Origin of the sequence: Pseudomonas rossensis (assembly GCF_039888995.1) — a bacterium.
GTDB lineage: Bacteria > Pseudomonadota > Gammaproteobacteria > Pseudomonadales > Pseudomonadaceae > Aquipseudomonas > Aquipseudomonas rossensis.
This window is the reverse complement of record NZ_JBBWCB010000075.1, coordinates 1-16454: the sequence shown is the minus strand read 5'-3', so window position 1 is coordinate 16454 and position 16454 is coordinate 1. Positions and strand designations below refer to the sequence as shown.

The window sequence follows — 16454 nt, the reverse complement described above, 5'->3', positions numbered from 1 at the left end:
TGAACAAGGAAGCTGCCATGTTCCGCCCTACCCTTCGCTTCGCCGGCCTGTGCGCAGGCTTGATGATCTCCGCCAGCGCCCTGGCGCTGTCGCTCAACGACCTGTCACAAAAAGACGCCACCGGCGGCCTCAAAGATGCCCTGACCCAAGGCGCGCAGCTGGCCGTGAAACAACTCGGCACGCCGGGCGGCTTCAGCAACAACCCGGACGTGAAAATCGAACTGCCGGGCAAACTGGGCAAAGTCGCCAGCAAGATGAAGCAGTTCGGCATGGGCGACCAAGTCGATCAGCTGGAAACCAGCATGAACAAAGCGGCTGAAACCGCCGTGACCCAGGCCCAGCCGATCCTGGTGGACGCGGTGAAGAAGATGAGCGTGGAGGATGCCAAGGGCATTCTCAGCGGCGGCAAGGACTCGGCCACTCAGTACCTGAGCAAAACCAGCCGCGAACAGATCCGCGTCAAGTTCCTGCCAATCGTCAAGCAAGCCACCGACCAGGTCGGCCTGGCCAAGCAATACAACTCGTTCGCCGGACAAGCCGCGACGCTGGGCGTGGTGGACGCGAAGAACGCCAACATCGAAAGCTACGTGACCGAGCAGGCGTTGAACGGTCTGTTCGAGATGATTGGTAAACAGGAAGAAACCATTCGCCAGAATCCTGCGGCGGCAGCGACCAGTTTGGCGAAGAAGGTGTTTGGCACCCTCTAATACTCTCTCCCGGTGACCGTTCCCGCGCTCTGCGTGGGAACGGTCAGAACGGGGTTGTGTTTTGAGCCCGCAGAAAGAACACCCACTCGCGCCCCATCTTCCTTTTCTCAAACACCTCCAATTCGACCAGCCCATTCAATGTGGCCGACGCAGTGTTGTACGAACAGTCCAGATTCTCCTTCACATTGACCGCCGTAAACTCCTTGGCCATCCCGCTCTTGGCCACCTGGAATACGGCTCGCTGCTTCTCGGTCAAACGGTCAAAAAAGCCGGACTCCAACAACCAGCGATCAAAGCTTTCGGCATACGCCAGACTTTTCCGATATGCCTCGGTGAAACCGCTGACAGCCCGCAGGATGACCGAACACTGGAAATCGATGAAATAAGTCAGATCGAGGTCATCGGCCTCAGTGTTCAGATAAGACCGCCCGTATTTCACCGGCGCACTGCGCAGCAAGATGCTGATCGCAATGTAGCGAAAGGCAGAGAAGTCATTCTTGAACATGAACCAGTAAAATAGCGCGCGCGCCACCCGACCGTCGCCATCGCGAAAAGGATGCTCATAACCCAACGCAAAATGCAGCCCGATGCCTTTGATCAGTGGATGAACGTAATCCACTTGATCGGGATCGTTGTGGGGCTGGTTGATCCACTTCGACAGCACCCGCAATCGTGACACCAGCCCTGCTGCGGGCGGCGGTGTATGCACGGTGTTGCCCTCGCCGTCCTGCACCACCACATCATCGTTGCCCCTGAACTCCCCCGGCGAATATTGCGTGTCATCAATGCCCTCGACACCCACCCGGTGCATGGCTGAAATCAGTTCGACACTCAGGGCGTCATAACGCTTTTCCCAGGCGAAATTCATCATCTTGTAGTTGCCGATCACCATTCGCTCATCCGGCGTGCGCGGCAGGCGGTTACGCTTGAGCATGTCCTTGGCCACCCGCGTCGTGGTCGCCGCGCCTTCGAGCTGGCTGCTGCTGATGGCTTCGTCTTCGATCAAGTCATTCAACAGATAACTGAAATGCGCGTGTTCACCGATCTGACTGGTCATGTACTCCAGCGCGGCCGTTGTGGCTTGTCGATCGACGGCGGAAATAGCTTTCTGCGCCAACGGCGTGAGCACGAAATTGCCCCATTGAAGCGGCTCGCCCAGAGGCAAAAGACTTGAGTACTGCGCAGTCCGGGCTTTCTTCACCAGCGCCCAGCACAGATTCGAATCCAGCCCTGGCGCCCAGCGGTAGCGCAACTCATCGAAAGGCAGATAACGCCCCTGATCGTCCAGCGGCTTGAGCAAGGCAAGGTAGTCCGAGAGGCGTTCCTTGTGGGGCGACTTCCCCAACAGATCGAATACCGGGTCGGTCCTTCCCCTCAAAATGGGCGGCTTTTTCATTATTGCTGTCTCAAAAACTCGTAGAACTGAGTTTTGAGTACAGCACTCAGACCTCTCTGACTCAATATCAGAAGGTTCTGAAACAACTGTAGGAGCAAAGCTTGCTCCTACAGAGGTTAGGCTGGGTCCTTTTTGATCCGGAACCACGCCGCATACAGCGCCGGCAAAAACAGCAACGTCAGCGCCGTTGCCACAATCAACCCGCCCATGATCGCCACCGCCATCGGCCCGAAAAACACGCTGCGCGACAGCGGAATCATCGCCAGCACCGCCGCGAGTGCAGTCAACACAATCGGCCGGAAGCGCCGCACCGTGGCTTCAATAATCGCCTGCCAAGGCTTGAGCCCGGAAGCAATGTCCTGCTCGATCTGGTCCACCAGAATCACCGAGTTACGCATGATCATCCCGGACAGCGCGATGGTGCCGAGCATGGCGACGAAACCGAACGGCTGACGGAACACTATCAGGAACAAGGTCACACCGATCAAACCCAAAGGCGCCGTCAGAAACACCATTACCGTGCGTGAGAAACTGCGCAGTTGCAGCATCAGTAACGTCAGCACCGCCACGATGAAAAGCGGTACACCGGCCTTCACCGAATTCTGCCCGCGAGCCGAGTCCTCCACCGTGCCACCGACCTCCAGCAAATACCCGTCCGGCAATTCGGCGCGAATCGGATCGAGGGTCGGCATGATCTGCTTCACCAGCGTCGCCGGTTGTTCCTTGCCGTAGATGTCGGCGCGGACCGTCACGTTCGGCAAGCGGTTGCGGTGCCAGATGATGCCTTCTTCGAAGCCGTATTCCAGCGTCGCGATTTGCGACAGCGCCACGCTGCGACCGTTGTCAGTCGGCACCGCCAGGCTTGGCAGCAATGACAGTTCGGTGCGCTCGTGCAATGTGCCGCGCAACAGAATCTCGATCAACTCGTTGTCTTCACGGTACTGGCTGACGCTGGAACCGGTCAGAGAGCTTTGCAGGAACTTCGACAGGTTCGCGGTGCTCACGCCAAGCGCGCGGGCGCGGTCCTGATCGACGTTCAGATAAACGACTTTGCTCGGTTCTTCCCAATCCAGATGGACGTTGACCACATGCGGGTTCTCGCGAACCTTGGCCGCGACTTTACGGGCCAGCGCGCGGACTTCCTCGATGTGCTCACCGGTGACCCGGAACTGCATCGGATAGCCAACCGGTGGCCCGTTCTCCAGACGTGTCACCCGCGCGCGCAGGGCCGGGAATTGTTCCTTGAGGGCTTCGATCAGCCAGGTGCGCAGGACTTCGCGCTCCTCGATGGTTTTGGCCAGGACGACAAACTGCGCGAAGCTCGCTGCAGGAAGTTGTTGATCCAGCGGCAGGTAAAAACGTGGCGAACCGGTGCCAACGTAAGCGACATAGTTGTCGATACCGGCGTGATCCTTGAGCAGTGCTTCGAGCCGTTTGACCTCATCGCGGGTGTTGCTCAACGAGGCGCCTTCCGCCAGTTTCAGATCGACCATCAACTCCAGACGACCCGATGCCGGGAAGAACTGTTGCGGCACGAAGCGAAACAGGATGACAGAACCGATAAACAACACGGCCGTCAGGACAATGACCGTCTTGCGCCGCCGTACGCACCACTCCACCAGGCGTCTGACGCGCTGATAGAACGGCGTGCCGTAAGGGTCGGGCTGGCCGTCGCCGATGCCATGTTTGGCTGCATGAATCTTCGCCAGATCCGGCAGGAGTTTTTCCCCCAGATAAGGCACAAACACAACAGCGGCAACCCACGAGGCCAGCAACGCGATGGTCACCACCTGGAAGATCGAACGGGTGTATTCGCCGGTACCCGATTGCGCAGTGGCAATCGGCAGGAAGCCGGCAGCGGTAATCAGCGTGCCGGTGAGCATCGGGAATGCGGTGCTGGTCCAGGCGTAACTGGCCGCCTTGATCCGGTCGAAGCCCTGCTCCATTTTGATCGCCATCATTTCCACGGCGATGATCGCGTCGTCCACCAACAAACCCAGCGCCAGTACCAACGCCCCGAGGGAAATCTTGTGCAGGCCGATTCCCAGGTAATACATGCAGGCGAATGTCATCGCCAATACCAATGGAATCGCCAGCGCTACCACCATGCCGGTGCGCACGCCGAGGGAGAAGAAGCTCACCAGCAGGACGATTGCCAGCGCTTCCACCAGCACCTGAACAAATTCACCGACACTGCTTTTCACGGCGGCGGGCTGGTCGGAGACCTTGCGCAGCTGCATACCGGCAGGAAGATTTTTCTGGATCCGGTCGAACTCGATTTCCAACGCCTTGCCCAGCACCAGAATGTCGCCACCATCCTTCATGGCCACGGCCAGACCGATGGCGTTTTCCGCCATGAAGCGCATGCTCGGCGCTGGCGGATCGTTGAAACCCCGACGCACATCAGCCACATCGGCGATGCGGAACGTACGATCACCGACGCGGATCGGGAAGCTCTTGATCTCTTCGACCGTCTGAAAATTCCCCGAGACGCGTAGCTGCAATCGCTCGCTGGAGGTCTCGAAGAACCCGGCGGTGGACACCGCGTTCTGCTCTTCAAGGGCCTGCTGCACCGCCGACAAAGGTAGACCCAGGGTGGCGAGTTTGACGTTGGAGAGTTCGATCCAGATTTTCTCGTCCTGTAACCCGAGCAGATCGACCTTGCCCACATCCTTGACCCGTTGCAGCTGAATCTGCACGCGGTCGGCGTAGTCCTTGAGCACCGCGTAATCAAAACCTTCGCCGGTCAGCGCGTAGATATTGCCAAACGTTGTGCCGAACTCATCATTGAAGAATGGCCCCTGGATGCCCGGTGGCAGGGTATGACGAATGTCGCTGATTTTCTTGCGAACCTGGTACCAGAGGTCCGGGATTTCCACCGAGTGCATGGAATCACGGGCAACGAACGTCACTTGGGATTCGCCCGGACGGGAGAACGAAACGATGCGTTCGTACTCGCCGGTTTCCATCAGCTTCTTTTCAATGCGCTCGGTGACCTGGCGCGACACTTCCTGCGCCGTGGCCCCCGGCCAGTTGGTACGAATTACCATGGCCTTGAAGGTGAACGGCGGGTCTTCACTTTGGCCGAGTTTGGTGTAGGACAGTGCGCCGACAACTGCCAGCAAGAGCATCAGGAACAGTACGATCTGGCGATTACGCAGTGCCCATGCGGAAAGATTGAAACCCATCGGGGATTACTCCTTGTCCGCCAGATTGACCACGCGGTTGGAGCGATCCACCGGACGCACCTGCTGCCCTTCAAGCAGCACATGGACGCCAGCGGCCACCACCCAATCGCTGGCGTTCAGTCCTTCGAGTACCGGTACGGTTTTCTCGCCGAAGGCTCCGACCCGGACAGGGGTTTTCTTCAGGGTATTGTTGGCATTGACGACCCAGACGTAGGTCGCGCCGTTTTCCGCTGTCAGCGCGGAAAGCGGCACCGATAGCGGCACCACATCGGAGGTCTGAACGAACACCCGGGCACTCTGGCCGAGTTCAGCGGGAACCTTGCCGGCGGTGAAGGCGATGCGGGCGGCAAAAGTGCGCGATTTTGGGTCGGCAGCGGGCGACAGCTCACGGATGCGCCCGGCGAAACGTTGGTCGGGTTGGGTCCAGAGTTCGACTGACACTGGCTGACCGACCTTGAAGCGGCCAAAGCTCTGCTCCGGCACGCTGATCAACACTTCGCGCTCGCCATCGGTGGCAAGGGCAAATACGGTTTGCCCAGCCGCCACCACTTGCCCGACTTCAACCGCGCGTTTAGCCACAACCCCATCCTGAGGGGCACGCAACACGGCGTAACTGGCCTGATTGGTCGAAACGTTGAATTCGGCTTTGATTTGCTTGAGGCGTGCTTCACCGGATCGGTAAAGGTTTTCGGAATTGTCGTACTGCGAACGGCTGACCATCTGACGGTCCATCAGGGTCTTGTAGCGATCACGTTCGGCGCGCACCAGGCTCAGGTTGGCCTCGGCAGCGGCGACCTGGGCCCGGGTGGCTTCCAGTTGCAGGCGCACGTCTTGGGGATCGAGCTCCGCCAAAGGTTGGTCAGCCTTGACCCGCTGCCCCTCTTCGACCAGTCGTCGACTGACTTTACCGCCAATGCGAAACGCCAGCTCCGGCTCATAGCGAGCGCGGACTTCACCGGGAAAACTTTCCATCGCCTGGGACGACGGCTCTGGCTGCACGACCATGGCCGGGCGAACGGTGACTTGAGGCGCCTCTTCGTGACCACACGCAGACAATAAAAACGCCAGACTGACTGGCAACGCGAGGGGCAAGGCATAGCGGAACATGGTGAAGGACCTTTCGCTAATGGTGCTTGGAATAATTATACTGAGCGGTATGTTATTAATAGCAAACTCACCAGTCCAGTAATAAAAGCGCATATGCCTAACAATCTTTCAGTACCCAACGGCCCGGGCCGTCCCAAGGATCTGGCCAAGCGCCAGGCGATCCTCGATGCGGCGAAAATTCTGTTTCTGAGCAAGGGTTATGCGAATACCAGCATGGACGCCGTGGCGGCCGAGGCCGGTGTGTCGAAGTTGACGGTCTACAGCCATTTCAACGACAAGGAGACGCTGTTCTCCGCCGCCGTGATGGCCAAGTGCGAAGAGCAATTGCCGACGCTGTTTTTCGAATTGCCGGACGGCACTGCCGTAGAAACGGTGCTGTTAAACATCGCGCGTGGCTTTCATCAACTGATCAACAGCGACGAATCGGTCAACCTGCATCGGCTGATGATGACGCTGGGCAGCCAGGACCCGAAACTCTCGCTGATCTTCTTCGAGGCCGGGCCTGAGCGCATGCTGCATGGCATGGAGCGGTTGCTGACCAAGGTTGATCAAAGCGGCGCGTTGAGCATCGACAAACCGCGCAATGCGGCCGAGCATTTCTTCTGCTTGCTCAAGGGTGCGGGGAATTTCAGGCTGCTTTATGGCTGCGGCGAGCCGCTGACCGGGGATGCGGCCGAGAGCCATGTGCAGGAAGTGGTGGAGTTGTTTATGCGGGCGTATCGGCCTGAGTCAGCCTGATAGGTTTCGGTTGTCCGATCTGGCCCCTTCGCGAGCAGGCTCGCTCCCACACTGGATCTATGCAACACCGTAGGTCCCCTGTGGGAGCGAGCCTGCTCGCGAAGGGCGCGACGCGGTCTTAAGGCTTGAGCGCTTTCTTCGGGTAAATGTCATACCGGCTCGATTTACCATCCAGCGCATGACTCGGCTTCGGCCCTTCGATGCATGGCGCCTTGCGCGGGCGCTTGACCACCACTCGATGGCTGGCCAACGCCAACGCCGCTTCGAGCAGTGCAGGCGCATCCGGGTCATCGCCCACCAGCGGCCGGAACAGGCGCATTTCCTTCTTCACCAAGGCCGTTTTCTCACGATGGGGAAACATCGGGTCGAGGTAGATCACCTGCGGCGGCTCGCCTTCCCAATTGCGCATCACCTCGATCGAATTGCCCTTGAGCAAGCGCATCCGCGCCACAATCGGCGCCACGTCAAAGTCTTCCGCGCCGCGTGCCAGGCCATCTTCAAGCAACGCGCCAATCAGCGGCTGACGCTCGATCAGGCTCATCTCGCAGCCCAGGCTCGCCAGCACGAACGCATCTTTACCCAGCCCCGCCGTGGCATCCAGCACGCGCGGACGCACGCCTTGGGCAACCCCGACAGCCTTGGCGATCATCTGACCGCTGCCGCCGCCGTACAAGCGGCGATGGGCCGCACCGCCCTCGACAAAGTCCACCCGCACCGGCCCCGGCGCGTCCGGACCCAGTTGCTGCAGCTGCAAACCCTGCTCGCCGACCTGCAAGGCAAACTCACCGTCATCCACCTGCATCGGCAAACCCAGGCGCTCGGCCCATTGTTCGGCCTGTGGCTGAAAAGTCGCGGCCAAGGCCTCGACATGGATGCGGCAGGCCGCAGGTTGCTCAATCATGAGAAAACACGCTCAAAAAATTAATGATCGGCAAAAACGGCCGATAACAAAACTATCGAGCATTTTGCCAGAGCTGAGCGTCGACCGAGAGAAATGTCAGACATTCAACGCACATCGATAGGCTACATCTCGCCCCACGGCGATTTTGGCCTACGAAACTCCCAAGCACTGAGCGGCGTCAGTCACCTGTGGCAGGATTTCTTTGCCCAGGCCTTGGCCGATCAGTCGGGCGATGTCGTACCGGCTTCTCTCAACTTTCCACCGGTCGATCTCGACAGCCCGGTCGAACCCACCGTTGGCAGCGAACTGCTGGCTCACATCATTTCCCAGCGCGAATGCGATGTGAAAGAAACCGAGGTCCGCCCTCCCGAGCCACTGTTCCTGCCGATTGCCGAGTTCGAAATGGACCTGGCCGACAAACCTTTCCCACCGTTCCCGGCACAAGAAATCGTCGCTCAACAGAAGCAACAGGACTTCGAAAGCCGCTGGGTCCGCCCGATCGTGCTCACCGCAGGTCAGCCTGTGCCGGAAGCAGGTCCGGCGCCGCAACCGCGTCCGCTGCACCTGCCGATCGCCGAATTCGAACTCGATCTGCTGGACAAGCCATTCCCGCCGTTCTCGCCCGAAGAACTGGTGGCGCAACAGAAACAACTCGACTTCGATAACGGCTGGGCTCGCCCGATCGTCCTGCAAAACCTGCGTATCGCCGCCTGACCTTCAATAACAGGCCCTCAGCGACACACCCACCACGGCCCGACATCCACATGAAAGTGATTGCGATGGGCGGCGTTGTAATCCGGACTCAAGACCACACTGAACATGTCGCAGGCGCCATCGCGGACCTGACGTAAAAACCGTGCGTCCTGATTATCCTTCGGCCAATCCTTGAGCACGTTGATGGAGCGGCCATCGGCCAAGCGAAAACCGGCGATATCCAGCGCATCGGCGCTGGCATGCTGGCTGCGTCTGCCATTTTCGCGGCTGTAGACGTTGCGACAGGCAAAGCTGCCGAGATGGTCGACACGCGTTACCGCTTGACCGTAGACCGCTTGCGCCGCGGGTTGCAGGGCGTGGTGTTCGAACAGAGCGAACGACACCGCCAGGCGGCAACTGGCGAGGAAACTGCTGCTCAGCGCCACCTCGCCGCCTTGCACACGCAAGGTGTTGATCAACGGACACGTCGCATCGGGGCTGTCGGCCTGATGGGTTACGCGCAATCCGGAGCTGCTCAGGGCTTGATCACACAACTGCGGATCATCGCGCAGGCGCATCAGTTTGTAGCGCGTCAGAAAATTGGGCGCGGCTTTCACGTCCAGCGGCGCCCAAGGATTCCACTGGGGTGGCAGTGAGATCCAGCCGCGCCAGACGCTCACGGCCGCCGCACCAATGATCAACAGCATCAACAGCAGCCACCACCGAAACCGCATCGTCAGCCTTTGAACAATTGATTGGCCTGGGCATACGGCATGGACCGCGACGTGAACCCGAACGTGCCCGACGTCTTGATCTCTTCGGCAGCGCGGAAAAACTCGCCATAGGCTGCCAAGGCCAGCGCCGAACCGACGCTAATCCGCTTGACGCCCATTTCGCTCAACTGCTCGACCGTCAATTTCAGTCCGCCAGACATCAACACATTGACCGGTTTCGGCGCCACGGCACGGACCACCGCCAACACATCTTCAGCACTGCGCAGACCCGGCGCATAAAGTACGTCGGCACCCGCCTCGGCAAACGCCTGCAACCGGCGAATGGTATCGGCGAGATCAGGACTGCCGTGCAGAAAGTTCTCCGCACGAGCGGTCAACATAAAGGGAAACGGCAAGCTGCGAGCGGCTGCCACGGCAGCCTCAATGCGCGCCACGGCATGCTCGAAGCAGTAAATCGGCGCTTCTTCACGGCCCGTGGCATCTTCGATCGAGCCGCCGACCGCACCGGCCTCTGCCGCACGCAAAATACTCTGTGCGCATTCGGCCGGATCGTCAGCGAAACCGTTTTCCAGGTCGACGGCGACGGGCAGATCAGTGGCCGCAACAATCGCCCGAACGTTTGCCAGGGTGTCGTCCAGCGTCAGCCCGCCATCGGGGCGGGCGTTGGAAAAGGCGTAACCGGCACTGGTGGTCGCCAGCGCTTCGAAACCAAGGCTGGCGAGCATTTTCGCCGAGCCGGCGTCCCACGGGTTGGGAATGACAAAAGCCCCCGCGCGTTCGTGCAGTGCTTTGAACGCTTGGGCTCGACGGGTTTGCGCATCCATTGGCAGGCTCCAGAAAAAGGCAGGGAATCCGCTTCAGAGCAGGCCAAGTTGCTCGGCAGCGGGCTCTCTGTATAGCTCAGGCAGCGGCGGCAGGCCAGGCAAACGCAGCATCAGTTTTGCGTGAAAACGTTGCGCCAGTTTGGCGGCCAGCAAATTGTCGGCGGTGTGCAGGAAGATATAAGGCGTACGACCCTCTTCGATCCACACGGCGATTTTCTCGACCCACGGCAGCAGGAACGGGTCGTTGGCCTCAAGTTGCGGATGGCCGATGAAGCGTACCTGCGGACATTGCGTGAAGGCGGCCGGACGGGGCGGCACCCTGGGTTTTTTCGATTGGGCGTGAAGTACCGAGGGATCAGTCGATGTGCAACTGAACAGCGCGCGGGGATCGAGGCAGATACGCTCGACACCGCGATCCAGTAGCAGGCGATTGAGCATTCTCTCGGCATCGCCCTTGGCGAAGAAGGCGTCATGCCGCACTTCAACCGCCAGAGGCCGGTCCACAGCATCAATAAAACCGGCAAGCTCCGACAGTCGCTGCGGCGTAAAGCTTTTGGACAGTTGCAGCCACAGCGGTGAAACCCGTTCACCCAGGGGACTGAGCAATTGCAGGAAGGTGTCGGCAGCGGTCAATTGTTCGCGCAGGTCACCGCTGTGGCTGATGTCACCGGGGAACTTGGCCGTGAAGCGAAAGTGTTCGGGCATGGTCTCGGCCCAACGCTGCACGGTGGTCGCAGCCGGGCTCGCGTAGAAGGTCGTATTGCCTTCCACGGCGTTGAAAACCTGGGAATAGAGATTCAGAAATTCGGCGGGTTTTGCGTCTTGCGGATACAGGTAGTCGCGCCAGGCGTTTTCACTCCAGGACGGACAGCCCAGGTAGTAAGGCAGCATCAGATGTACAGGTCGAGGCCCAGCACATCCGAATCCCAATCGACAAAACCGGCAGTGCTCAGGTAGCTAGCCAGGGCCTTCGCGACACTGCTGCTCATGGCACGGTGATAAAGCATGTCTTGTTGACGGGCGGGGAGATTACTCAAGCGTTGCGCAGAGGCTTTGGCAGCGCGGGCGGCCATTTGCTCTTCGGATGGAATTTCCAGCTCGCCGTCGATATCGACGTAGTCGTCATCCGCCACAGGGCCTTTGCGAGGCTTGCGTTTGATGGGGTAGGACTGAGAGGGAACACCGTCTATACGCATGAGTACATGTCCGGGATCAATGATGGCAGTTTAGTGGCGCATAGCCCACTTCGCAAACCGCCGAGTGATAACTAGAACACAGAAAATGGAAAAGGTTTAAAAGCGGGGGGTATAAAACGACGATTGGCTTTCGCCTTTAGATCAACCAATACATACAGCCCGCCAAGATCGCAGCCTGCGGCAGCTCCTACAGGTGTACGTCATTCCAATGTAGGAGCTGCCGAAGGCTGCGATCTTTTGCGTTCAACGTGCTTTCGGCGTCGCCACTTTATCGCGCAGGTACACCGGTTGAGCCTCATCAGCCACGATCGCCTCACCGCGAGCCCAGGCAAAACGCGCCAGGGTCAGCAGGTCTTCAGCGTGAGGCAGCATGCCCGCATCCTGCCCGGTCAGGCTCACGGCGATACGCTCGGCATAACCCCAGCCAGTGCCGGCGCCAAACCACTCACCGCTGGCGTCAGCCGGCAACGCGGCCACTTCCGGCGGCAGCACCGCTTCATTGCCGACCAGCCGCATCTCCCCCGCCGTTTCGCGGTAGCAACCCCAATACACCTCATCCATCCGCGCATCGATGGCAGCAGCAACCTGGCTCACGCCGTGTTCGCGATAGACCCGCTGCGCCAACACGGCCAGGTTCGACACCGGCAACACCGGGCGGTCCAGCGCAAATGCCAGGCCTTGCACCACACCGATGGCGATCCGCACGCCGGTGAACGCACCCGGACCACGTCCGAAAGCGATTGCATCGACCGCTTGCAGGGTGGTCCCGGCATCCGCCAGCAACTGCTGAATCATCGGCAGCAGCTTCTGCGCATGCAGACGCGGGATCACCTCGTAATGGCTCGTGACTTTGCCGTCATGCAGCAAGGCAACGGAGCAAGCTTCAGTCGCGGTGTCCAGGGCCAGCAAGGTGCTCATCGATGTTTCCGTAAGAGAGGTCAGAAAAAGTGCGCCAGTATAAACAACTACGGCCCGCAAGCGGGCCGTAGAAGATGAAGCGATTCAGACTTTTCAGCTCAGTGCTTCAAGCACCTTGCCGGTGATCACTTCAACCGAGCCGACGCCAACGATGTGGCTGTACTTCGGTTTGCCCTGATCAGCGGCCAGGTTCTGGTAAAACGCTACCAGTGGCTTGGTCTGGGAGTGATAGACCGACAGGCGATGACGCACGGTTTCTTCAGTGTCGTCCTTGCGCTGCACCAGTGCTTCACCGGTGATGTCGTCCTTGCCGGTGATTTTCGGCGGGTTGTAGACGGTGTGGTACACGCGGCCGCTGGCCTCGTGAACACGACGACCGGCGATACGTTGAACGATCTCTTCGTCGTCAACGGCGATTTCGACCACGTGATCCAGCTCTACGCCGGCTTTCACCAGGGCTTCAGCCTGAGGAATGGTGCGCGGGAAACCGTCGAACAGAAAACCGTTCTCGCAATCAGCCTGGCTGATGCGTTCCTTGACCAGGTTGATGATCAGGTCATCGGAAACCAGACCACCGCAGTCCATGACGCTCTTGGCGATCAGGCCCAGCTCGGTGCCAGCCTTGACTGCGGCACGCAGCATGTCGCCGGTGGAGATTTGCGGAATGCCGAATTTCTCGGTAATGAACTTAGCCTGAGTACCTTTACCGGCCCCGGGAGCTCCCAGCAGAATGACGCGCATCGATGTGCTCCTCAATTTTTTATATAGATAACGTCAGATTCGCCTCGTGGGGCCAATCTCAATAAAAGGGTCGTGACCGCCCAAACGGTCAAAGGCTGATCAAGATACACAGCAGGCCCGGACCACACAAGCCGCCGAAAGTCGGAGAAACCCGCGCCTGATGTGGCCTTTCGTCGGGGTACCCCTAGTCGCAACCCCATCACTAACTGTCGCCTGGCAGTACTTTTGAACCCATCGCCCACAGGCAACTCGACGCTCGCGCCGAGTGCCTTGCCCCACGACGAAAACCTTAGCCGGTATTACGCAAACCGGCGGCAATCCCCGCCACAGACACTAGCAGCGCCTGTTCTACCGGGCTGCCCTGCGCCACATCCTGTTGTCGCGAACGCGCCAACAACTCAGCCTGCAATAGATGAAGAGGGTCGAGGTAAGTGTTGCGCAAGCGGATGAATTCAAGCGTGGCTGGGCTATGTGCCAGTAGCTGCGACTGACCGGTCAGCCCCAGGACCACCGAGCAGGCCTGCGACAATAGGTCGCGTAAATGCGCACCCAAAGGGAGCAGATCCGGCTCGACCAGGCGCTCATCGTAAGACCGGGCGATATCGGCATCGGCCTTGGCCAACACCATTTCCAGCATATCGATGCGCGTGCGGAAGAACGGCCACTGTTCGCGCATCTGCCCCAGCAGCTCACCTTCGCCGCGCTCCAGCGCCTTGCTCAGCGCCGCTTCCCAGCCGAGCCACGCCGGCAACATCAGACGCGTCTGGGTCCAGCCGAAGATCCACGGGATCGCCCGCAGGCTTTCAATCCCGCCGGCGCGGCGCTTGGCCGGGCGACTGCCCAGCGGCAAGCGTCCCAGTTCCTGCTCCGGGGTGGACTGGCGGAAATACTCGACGAACTGTGGATTTTCCCGCACCACGGCGCGATAAGCGCTGACACCGTCAGCGGCCAATTCGTCCATCAAATGGCGCCAGGCAGGTTCCGGTGGAGGCGGCGGCAGCAAGGTCGCTTCCAACACCGCTGCCAGGTACAGATTGAGGTTCTGCTCGGCGATGTCCGGCAGGCCGAATTTGAAACGAATCATTTCCCCCTGCTCGGTGGTACGGAAACGCCCCGCCACCGAACCCGGCGGCTGGGACAGAATCGCCGCGTGTGCCGGACCGCCGCCGCGTCCCACGGTGCCACCGCGACCGTGAAACAACAGCAGTTCCACTTGCTGCTCGCGGCAGATGTCGACCAAGCGCTCCTGCGCCCGATACTGCGCCCAGGCCGCTGCCGTCGTGCCGGCGTCCTTGGCCGAGTCGGAGTAGCCAATCATCACTTCCTGCGGCCCTTGCAGGCGCGAGCGATAACCGGGCAGCAGCAACAGTTTTTCGATTACCGGGCCGGCGTTGTCGAGGTCGGCAAGGGTTTCGAACAGCGGCACCACGCGCATCGGCCGCAACACGCCAGACTCTTTGAGCAGCAGTTGCACGGCCAGCACGTCGGAAGCGGCGCCGGCCATGGAGATCACATAAGAACCGAGCGATGCGCCCGGTGCGGCAGCGATTTCCCGGCAGGTCGCCAACACTTCGGCGGTGTCGGCCGATGGCTTGAAGTACGCCGGCAACAACGGCCGGCGGTTGTTCAGTTCGCGTATCAGGAAAGCGATGCGCTCTTCCTCGCTCCAGTCCTCGTAGCGCCCCAGGCCCAGGTAATCGGTGATCTCGTTCATGGCCGCGGTATGTCGCGTCGAGTCCTGACGCACATCGAGCCGCACCAGGAACAACCCGAACGTCACCGCCCGGCGCAGGCAATCGAGCAGCGGCCCATCAGCGATCACGCCCATGCCGCACTCATGCAGCGAGTGGAAGCACAGCTCCAGCGGATCGAGCAGTTCGCGGTTGTTTTGCAACACATCGGCGGGTGCGGGCGTGGTCTTCGTCAAGGAGGCGTGAGCCCAGTTACGCGTCGCGCGCAGGCGTTCACGCAGCTGTTTCAGCACCGCGCGGTAAGGTTCGGCGCTGTCCCCGGCCTTGGCCTTCAAGTCGTCGCTGGCCTGCTGCATCGACAACTCGGCCGCCAGGTGATCGACATCGCGCAGGTACAAGTCCGCGGCCATCCACCGCGCCAGCAGCAAGACTTCACGGGTCACGGCAGCGGTCACGTTGGGGTTGCCATCGCGGTCACCGCCCATCCACGAGGCAAAGCGAATCGGCGCTGCCTCCAGTGGGAGGTGCAGGCCAGTGGCGTCATACAGGGCTTTGTCGGCCTTGCGCAAATAGTTGGGGATCGCCTGCCACAGCGAATGCTCGATCACCGCGAAGCCCCACTTGGCTTCGTCCACTGGCGTCGGGCGGGTGCGACGGATTTCTTCCGTGTGCCAGGCTTCGGCGATCAGGCGCTGCAACTTCGTGTGGATCTGCTCGCGTTCGGCAGTGGTCAGGTCGCGATGGTCCTGGGCAGCCAGTTGAGCGGCAATGGCGTCGTATTTCTGGATCAGCGTGCGGCGCGCCACTTCGGTCGGGTGCGCGGTGAGGACCAGCTCAATCTCCAGCCGCCCCAGTTGCCGGGCCAGGGATTCGGCGCCATGACCTTCAGCACTCAGGCGGGCGAGCAGTTCCGGCAGTACCCGCGCTTCGAACGGCGCAGGCTGTGACTCTTCGCGACGGTGAATCAGCTGATATTGCTCGGCGATATTGGCCAGGTTGAGAAACTGGTTGAACGCCCGCGCCACCGGCAGCAACTCTTCTTCGCTCAATTGGTTGAGGCTGGCGCTCAGTTCAGCGTCCATTGAACCGCGACGGTCGGCCTTGGCGCCCTTGCGGATCTGCTCGATCTTGTCGAGAAAACCGTCCCCGTACTGTTCACGAATGGTGTTGCCCAACAGCTCACCCAACAGGTGAACATCCTCGCGCAAGCGTGCATCAATATCGGTCATCAGCAGTTCTCCAGCGAAAATCCGGGGTGCTTTGTCGTTAGAGAGTGCCGCTGTAAAGCGGTTCTTACAAGCGGACGACGACGGGAATGCTGTTCGCCTGAGAAAGTTTTGGGATTGGGGATTGGGGATTGGGGATTGGGGTTGGGATTGGTGGGGTACATATCCGTTTCTGCGGTGATGGCTGATTACGGTTTCGCTTTTACAGCGACTCACTTTTCCAAACGCCGAAAAGTAAGCAAAAGGCTTTGCCCCTCCATTCGGTGCCTCGCCTGGGCTCGGCATGCCCTCACTCCGGCATTGCTCCGGGGGCCCGCCGCCATCGGCCATCCATGGCCGGGGGCGGCTACCGCGGCATCCTTGCCGCGGTGCCCCCTGCGCAACGCCTGCGTTC

At 60.2% G+C, this 16454-nt stretch carries 14 protein-coding genes; 3 read left to right on the top strand and 11 right to left on the bottom strand.

Annotated elements, in window-relative coordinates; translation table 11 throughout:
- Positions 1 to 17: 17 nt before the first annotated feature.
- The gene (locus tag WLY71_RS19250; RefSeq protein WP_347804805.1) at positions 18 to 707 is read left to right on the top strand and encodes a DUF4197 domain-containing protein; all 690 of its coding nucleotides are present in this window, start codon (positions 18 to 20) and stop codon (positions 705 to 707) included.
- A 43-nt stretch (positions 708 to 750) separates the two neighbouring features.
- Here WLY71_RS19250 and WLY71_RS19245 read toward each other — a convergent pair whose 3' ends face one another.
- The 3 genes from WLY71_RS19245 to WLY71_RS19235 all read right to left on the bottom strand — a co-directional run bounded on the left by WLY71_RS19245 (position 751) and on the right by WLY71_RS19235 (position 6398).
- Positions 751 to 2103 (bottom strand): Fic family protein, encoded by a 1353-nt coding sequence (locus tag WLY71_RS19245; RefSeq protein ID WP_347804804.1) that lies wholly within the window; start codon positions 2101 to 2103, stop codon positions 751 to 753.
- 116 nt (positions 2104 to 2219) lie between these two features.
- Positions 2220 to 5291: an efflux RND transporter permease subunit gene (locus WLY71_RS19240; RefSeq protein ID WP_347804803.1), complete on the bottom strand. Its 3072-nt coding sequence runs from the start codon at positions 5289 to 5291 to the stop codon at positions 2220 to 2222.
- Positions 5292 to 5297: 6 nt separating this feature from the next.
- Entirely contained in the window at positions 5298 to 6398 is a 1101-nt protein-coding gene (locus WLY71_RS19235; RefSeq protein ID WP_347804802.1) for an efflux RND transporter periplasmic adaptor subunit, read from the bottom strand.
- A gap of 93 nt (positions 6399 to 6491) precedes the next feature.
- On the opposite strand from WLY71_RS19235, the gene WLY71_RS19230 reads away from it, so the two are divergent.
- Positions 6492 to 7136 carry a TetR/AcrR family transcriptional regulator gene (locus WLY71_RS19230; protein ID WP_347804801.1) on the top strand — a complete coding sequence of 215 codons (645 nt, stop codon included), beginning with the start codon at positions 6492 to 6494 and terminating at the stop codon, positions 7134 to 7136.
- Between the two features lie 118 nt (positions 7137 to 7254).
- Here the strand turns inward: WLY71_RS19230 and WLY71_RS19225 are convergent, their stop codons facing one another.
- Positions 7255 to 8037 (bottom strand): class I SAM-dependent methyltransferase, encoded by a 783-nt coding sequence (locus tag WLY71_RS19225; protein ID WP_403144264.1) that lies wholly within the window; start codon positions 8035 to 8037, stop codon positions 7255 to 7257.
- Between the two features lie 93 nt (positions 8038 to 8130).
- On the opposite strand from WLY71_RS19225, the gene WLY71_RS19220 reads away from it, so the two are divergent.
- Positions 8131 to 8751: an energy transducer TonB gene (locus WLY71_RS19220; protein ID WP_347804800.1), complete on the top strand. Its 621-nt coding sequence runs from the start codon at positions 8131 to 8133 to the stop codon at positions 8749 to 8751.
- A gap of 17 nt (positions 8752 to 8768) precedes the next feature.
- Here WLY71_RS19220 and WLY71_RS19215 read toward each other — a convergent pair whose 3' ends face one another.
- The 7 genes from WLY71_RS19215 to ppc all read right to left on the bottom strand — a co-directional run bounded on the left by WLY71_RS19215 (position 8769) and on the right by ppc (position 16063).
- Positions 8769 to 9464 (bottom strand): extensin-like domain-containing protein, encoded by a 696-nt coding sequence (locus tag WLY71_RS19215; RefSeq protein WP_347804799.1) that lies wholly within the window; start codon positions 9462 to 9464, stop codon positions 8769 to 8771.
- Between the two features lie 2 nt (positions 9465 to 9466).
- On the bottom strand, positions 9467 to 10288 hold the full coding sequence (locus WLY71_RS19210; RefSeq protein ID WP_347804798.1) for an isocitrate lyase/PEP mutase family protein: 822 nt from the start codon (positions 10286 to 10288) through the stop codon (positions 9467 to 9469).
- 33 nt (positions 10289 to 10321) lie between these two features.
- Positions 10322 to 11182, bottom strand: a complete 861-nt coding sequence (locus WLY71_RS19205) for a DUF72 domain-containing protein (RefSeq protein WP_347804816.1) — start codon at positions 11180 to 11182, stop codon at positions 10322 to 10324.
- Positions 11179 to 11484, bottom strand: a complete 306-nt coding sequence (locus tag WLY71_RS19200; protein ID WP_008156859.1) for a hypothetical protein — start codon at positions 11482 to 11484, stop codon at positions 11179 to 11181. The genes WLY71_RS19205 and WLY71_RS19200 overlap by 4 nt, the downstream gene beginning before the upstream one ends.
- Before the next feature lie 243 nt (positions 11485 to 11727).
- Positions 11728 to 12402, bottom strand: a complete 675-nt coding sequence (tsaB, locus tag WLY71_RS19195; protein ID WP_347804797.1) for a tRNA (adenosine(37)-N6)-threonylcarbamoyltransferase complex dimerization subunit type 1 TsaB — start codon at positions 12400 to 12402, stop codon at positions 11728 to 11730.
- Between the two features lie 93 nt (positions 12403 to 12495).
- Positions 12496 to 13143 carry an adenylate kinase gene (gene adk, locus WLY71_RS19190; RefSeq protein WP_347804796.1) on the bottom strand — a complete coding sequence of 216 codons (648 nt, stop codon included), beginning with the start codon at positions 13141 to 13143 and terminating at the stop codon, positions 12496 to 12498.
- Positions 13144 to 13432: 289 nt separating this feature from the next.
- A complete protein-coding gene (gene ppc / locus WLY71_RS19185; RefSeq protein WP_347804795.1) occupies positions 13433 to 16063 on the bottom strand; it encodes a phosphoenolpyruvate carboxylase in 2631 nt (876 codons plus the stop codon).
- Positions 16064 to 16454: the final 391 nt, after the last annotated feature.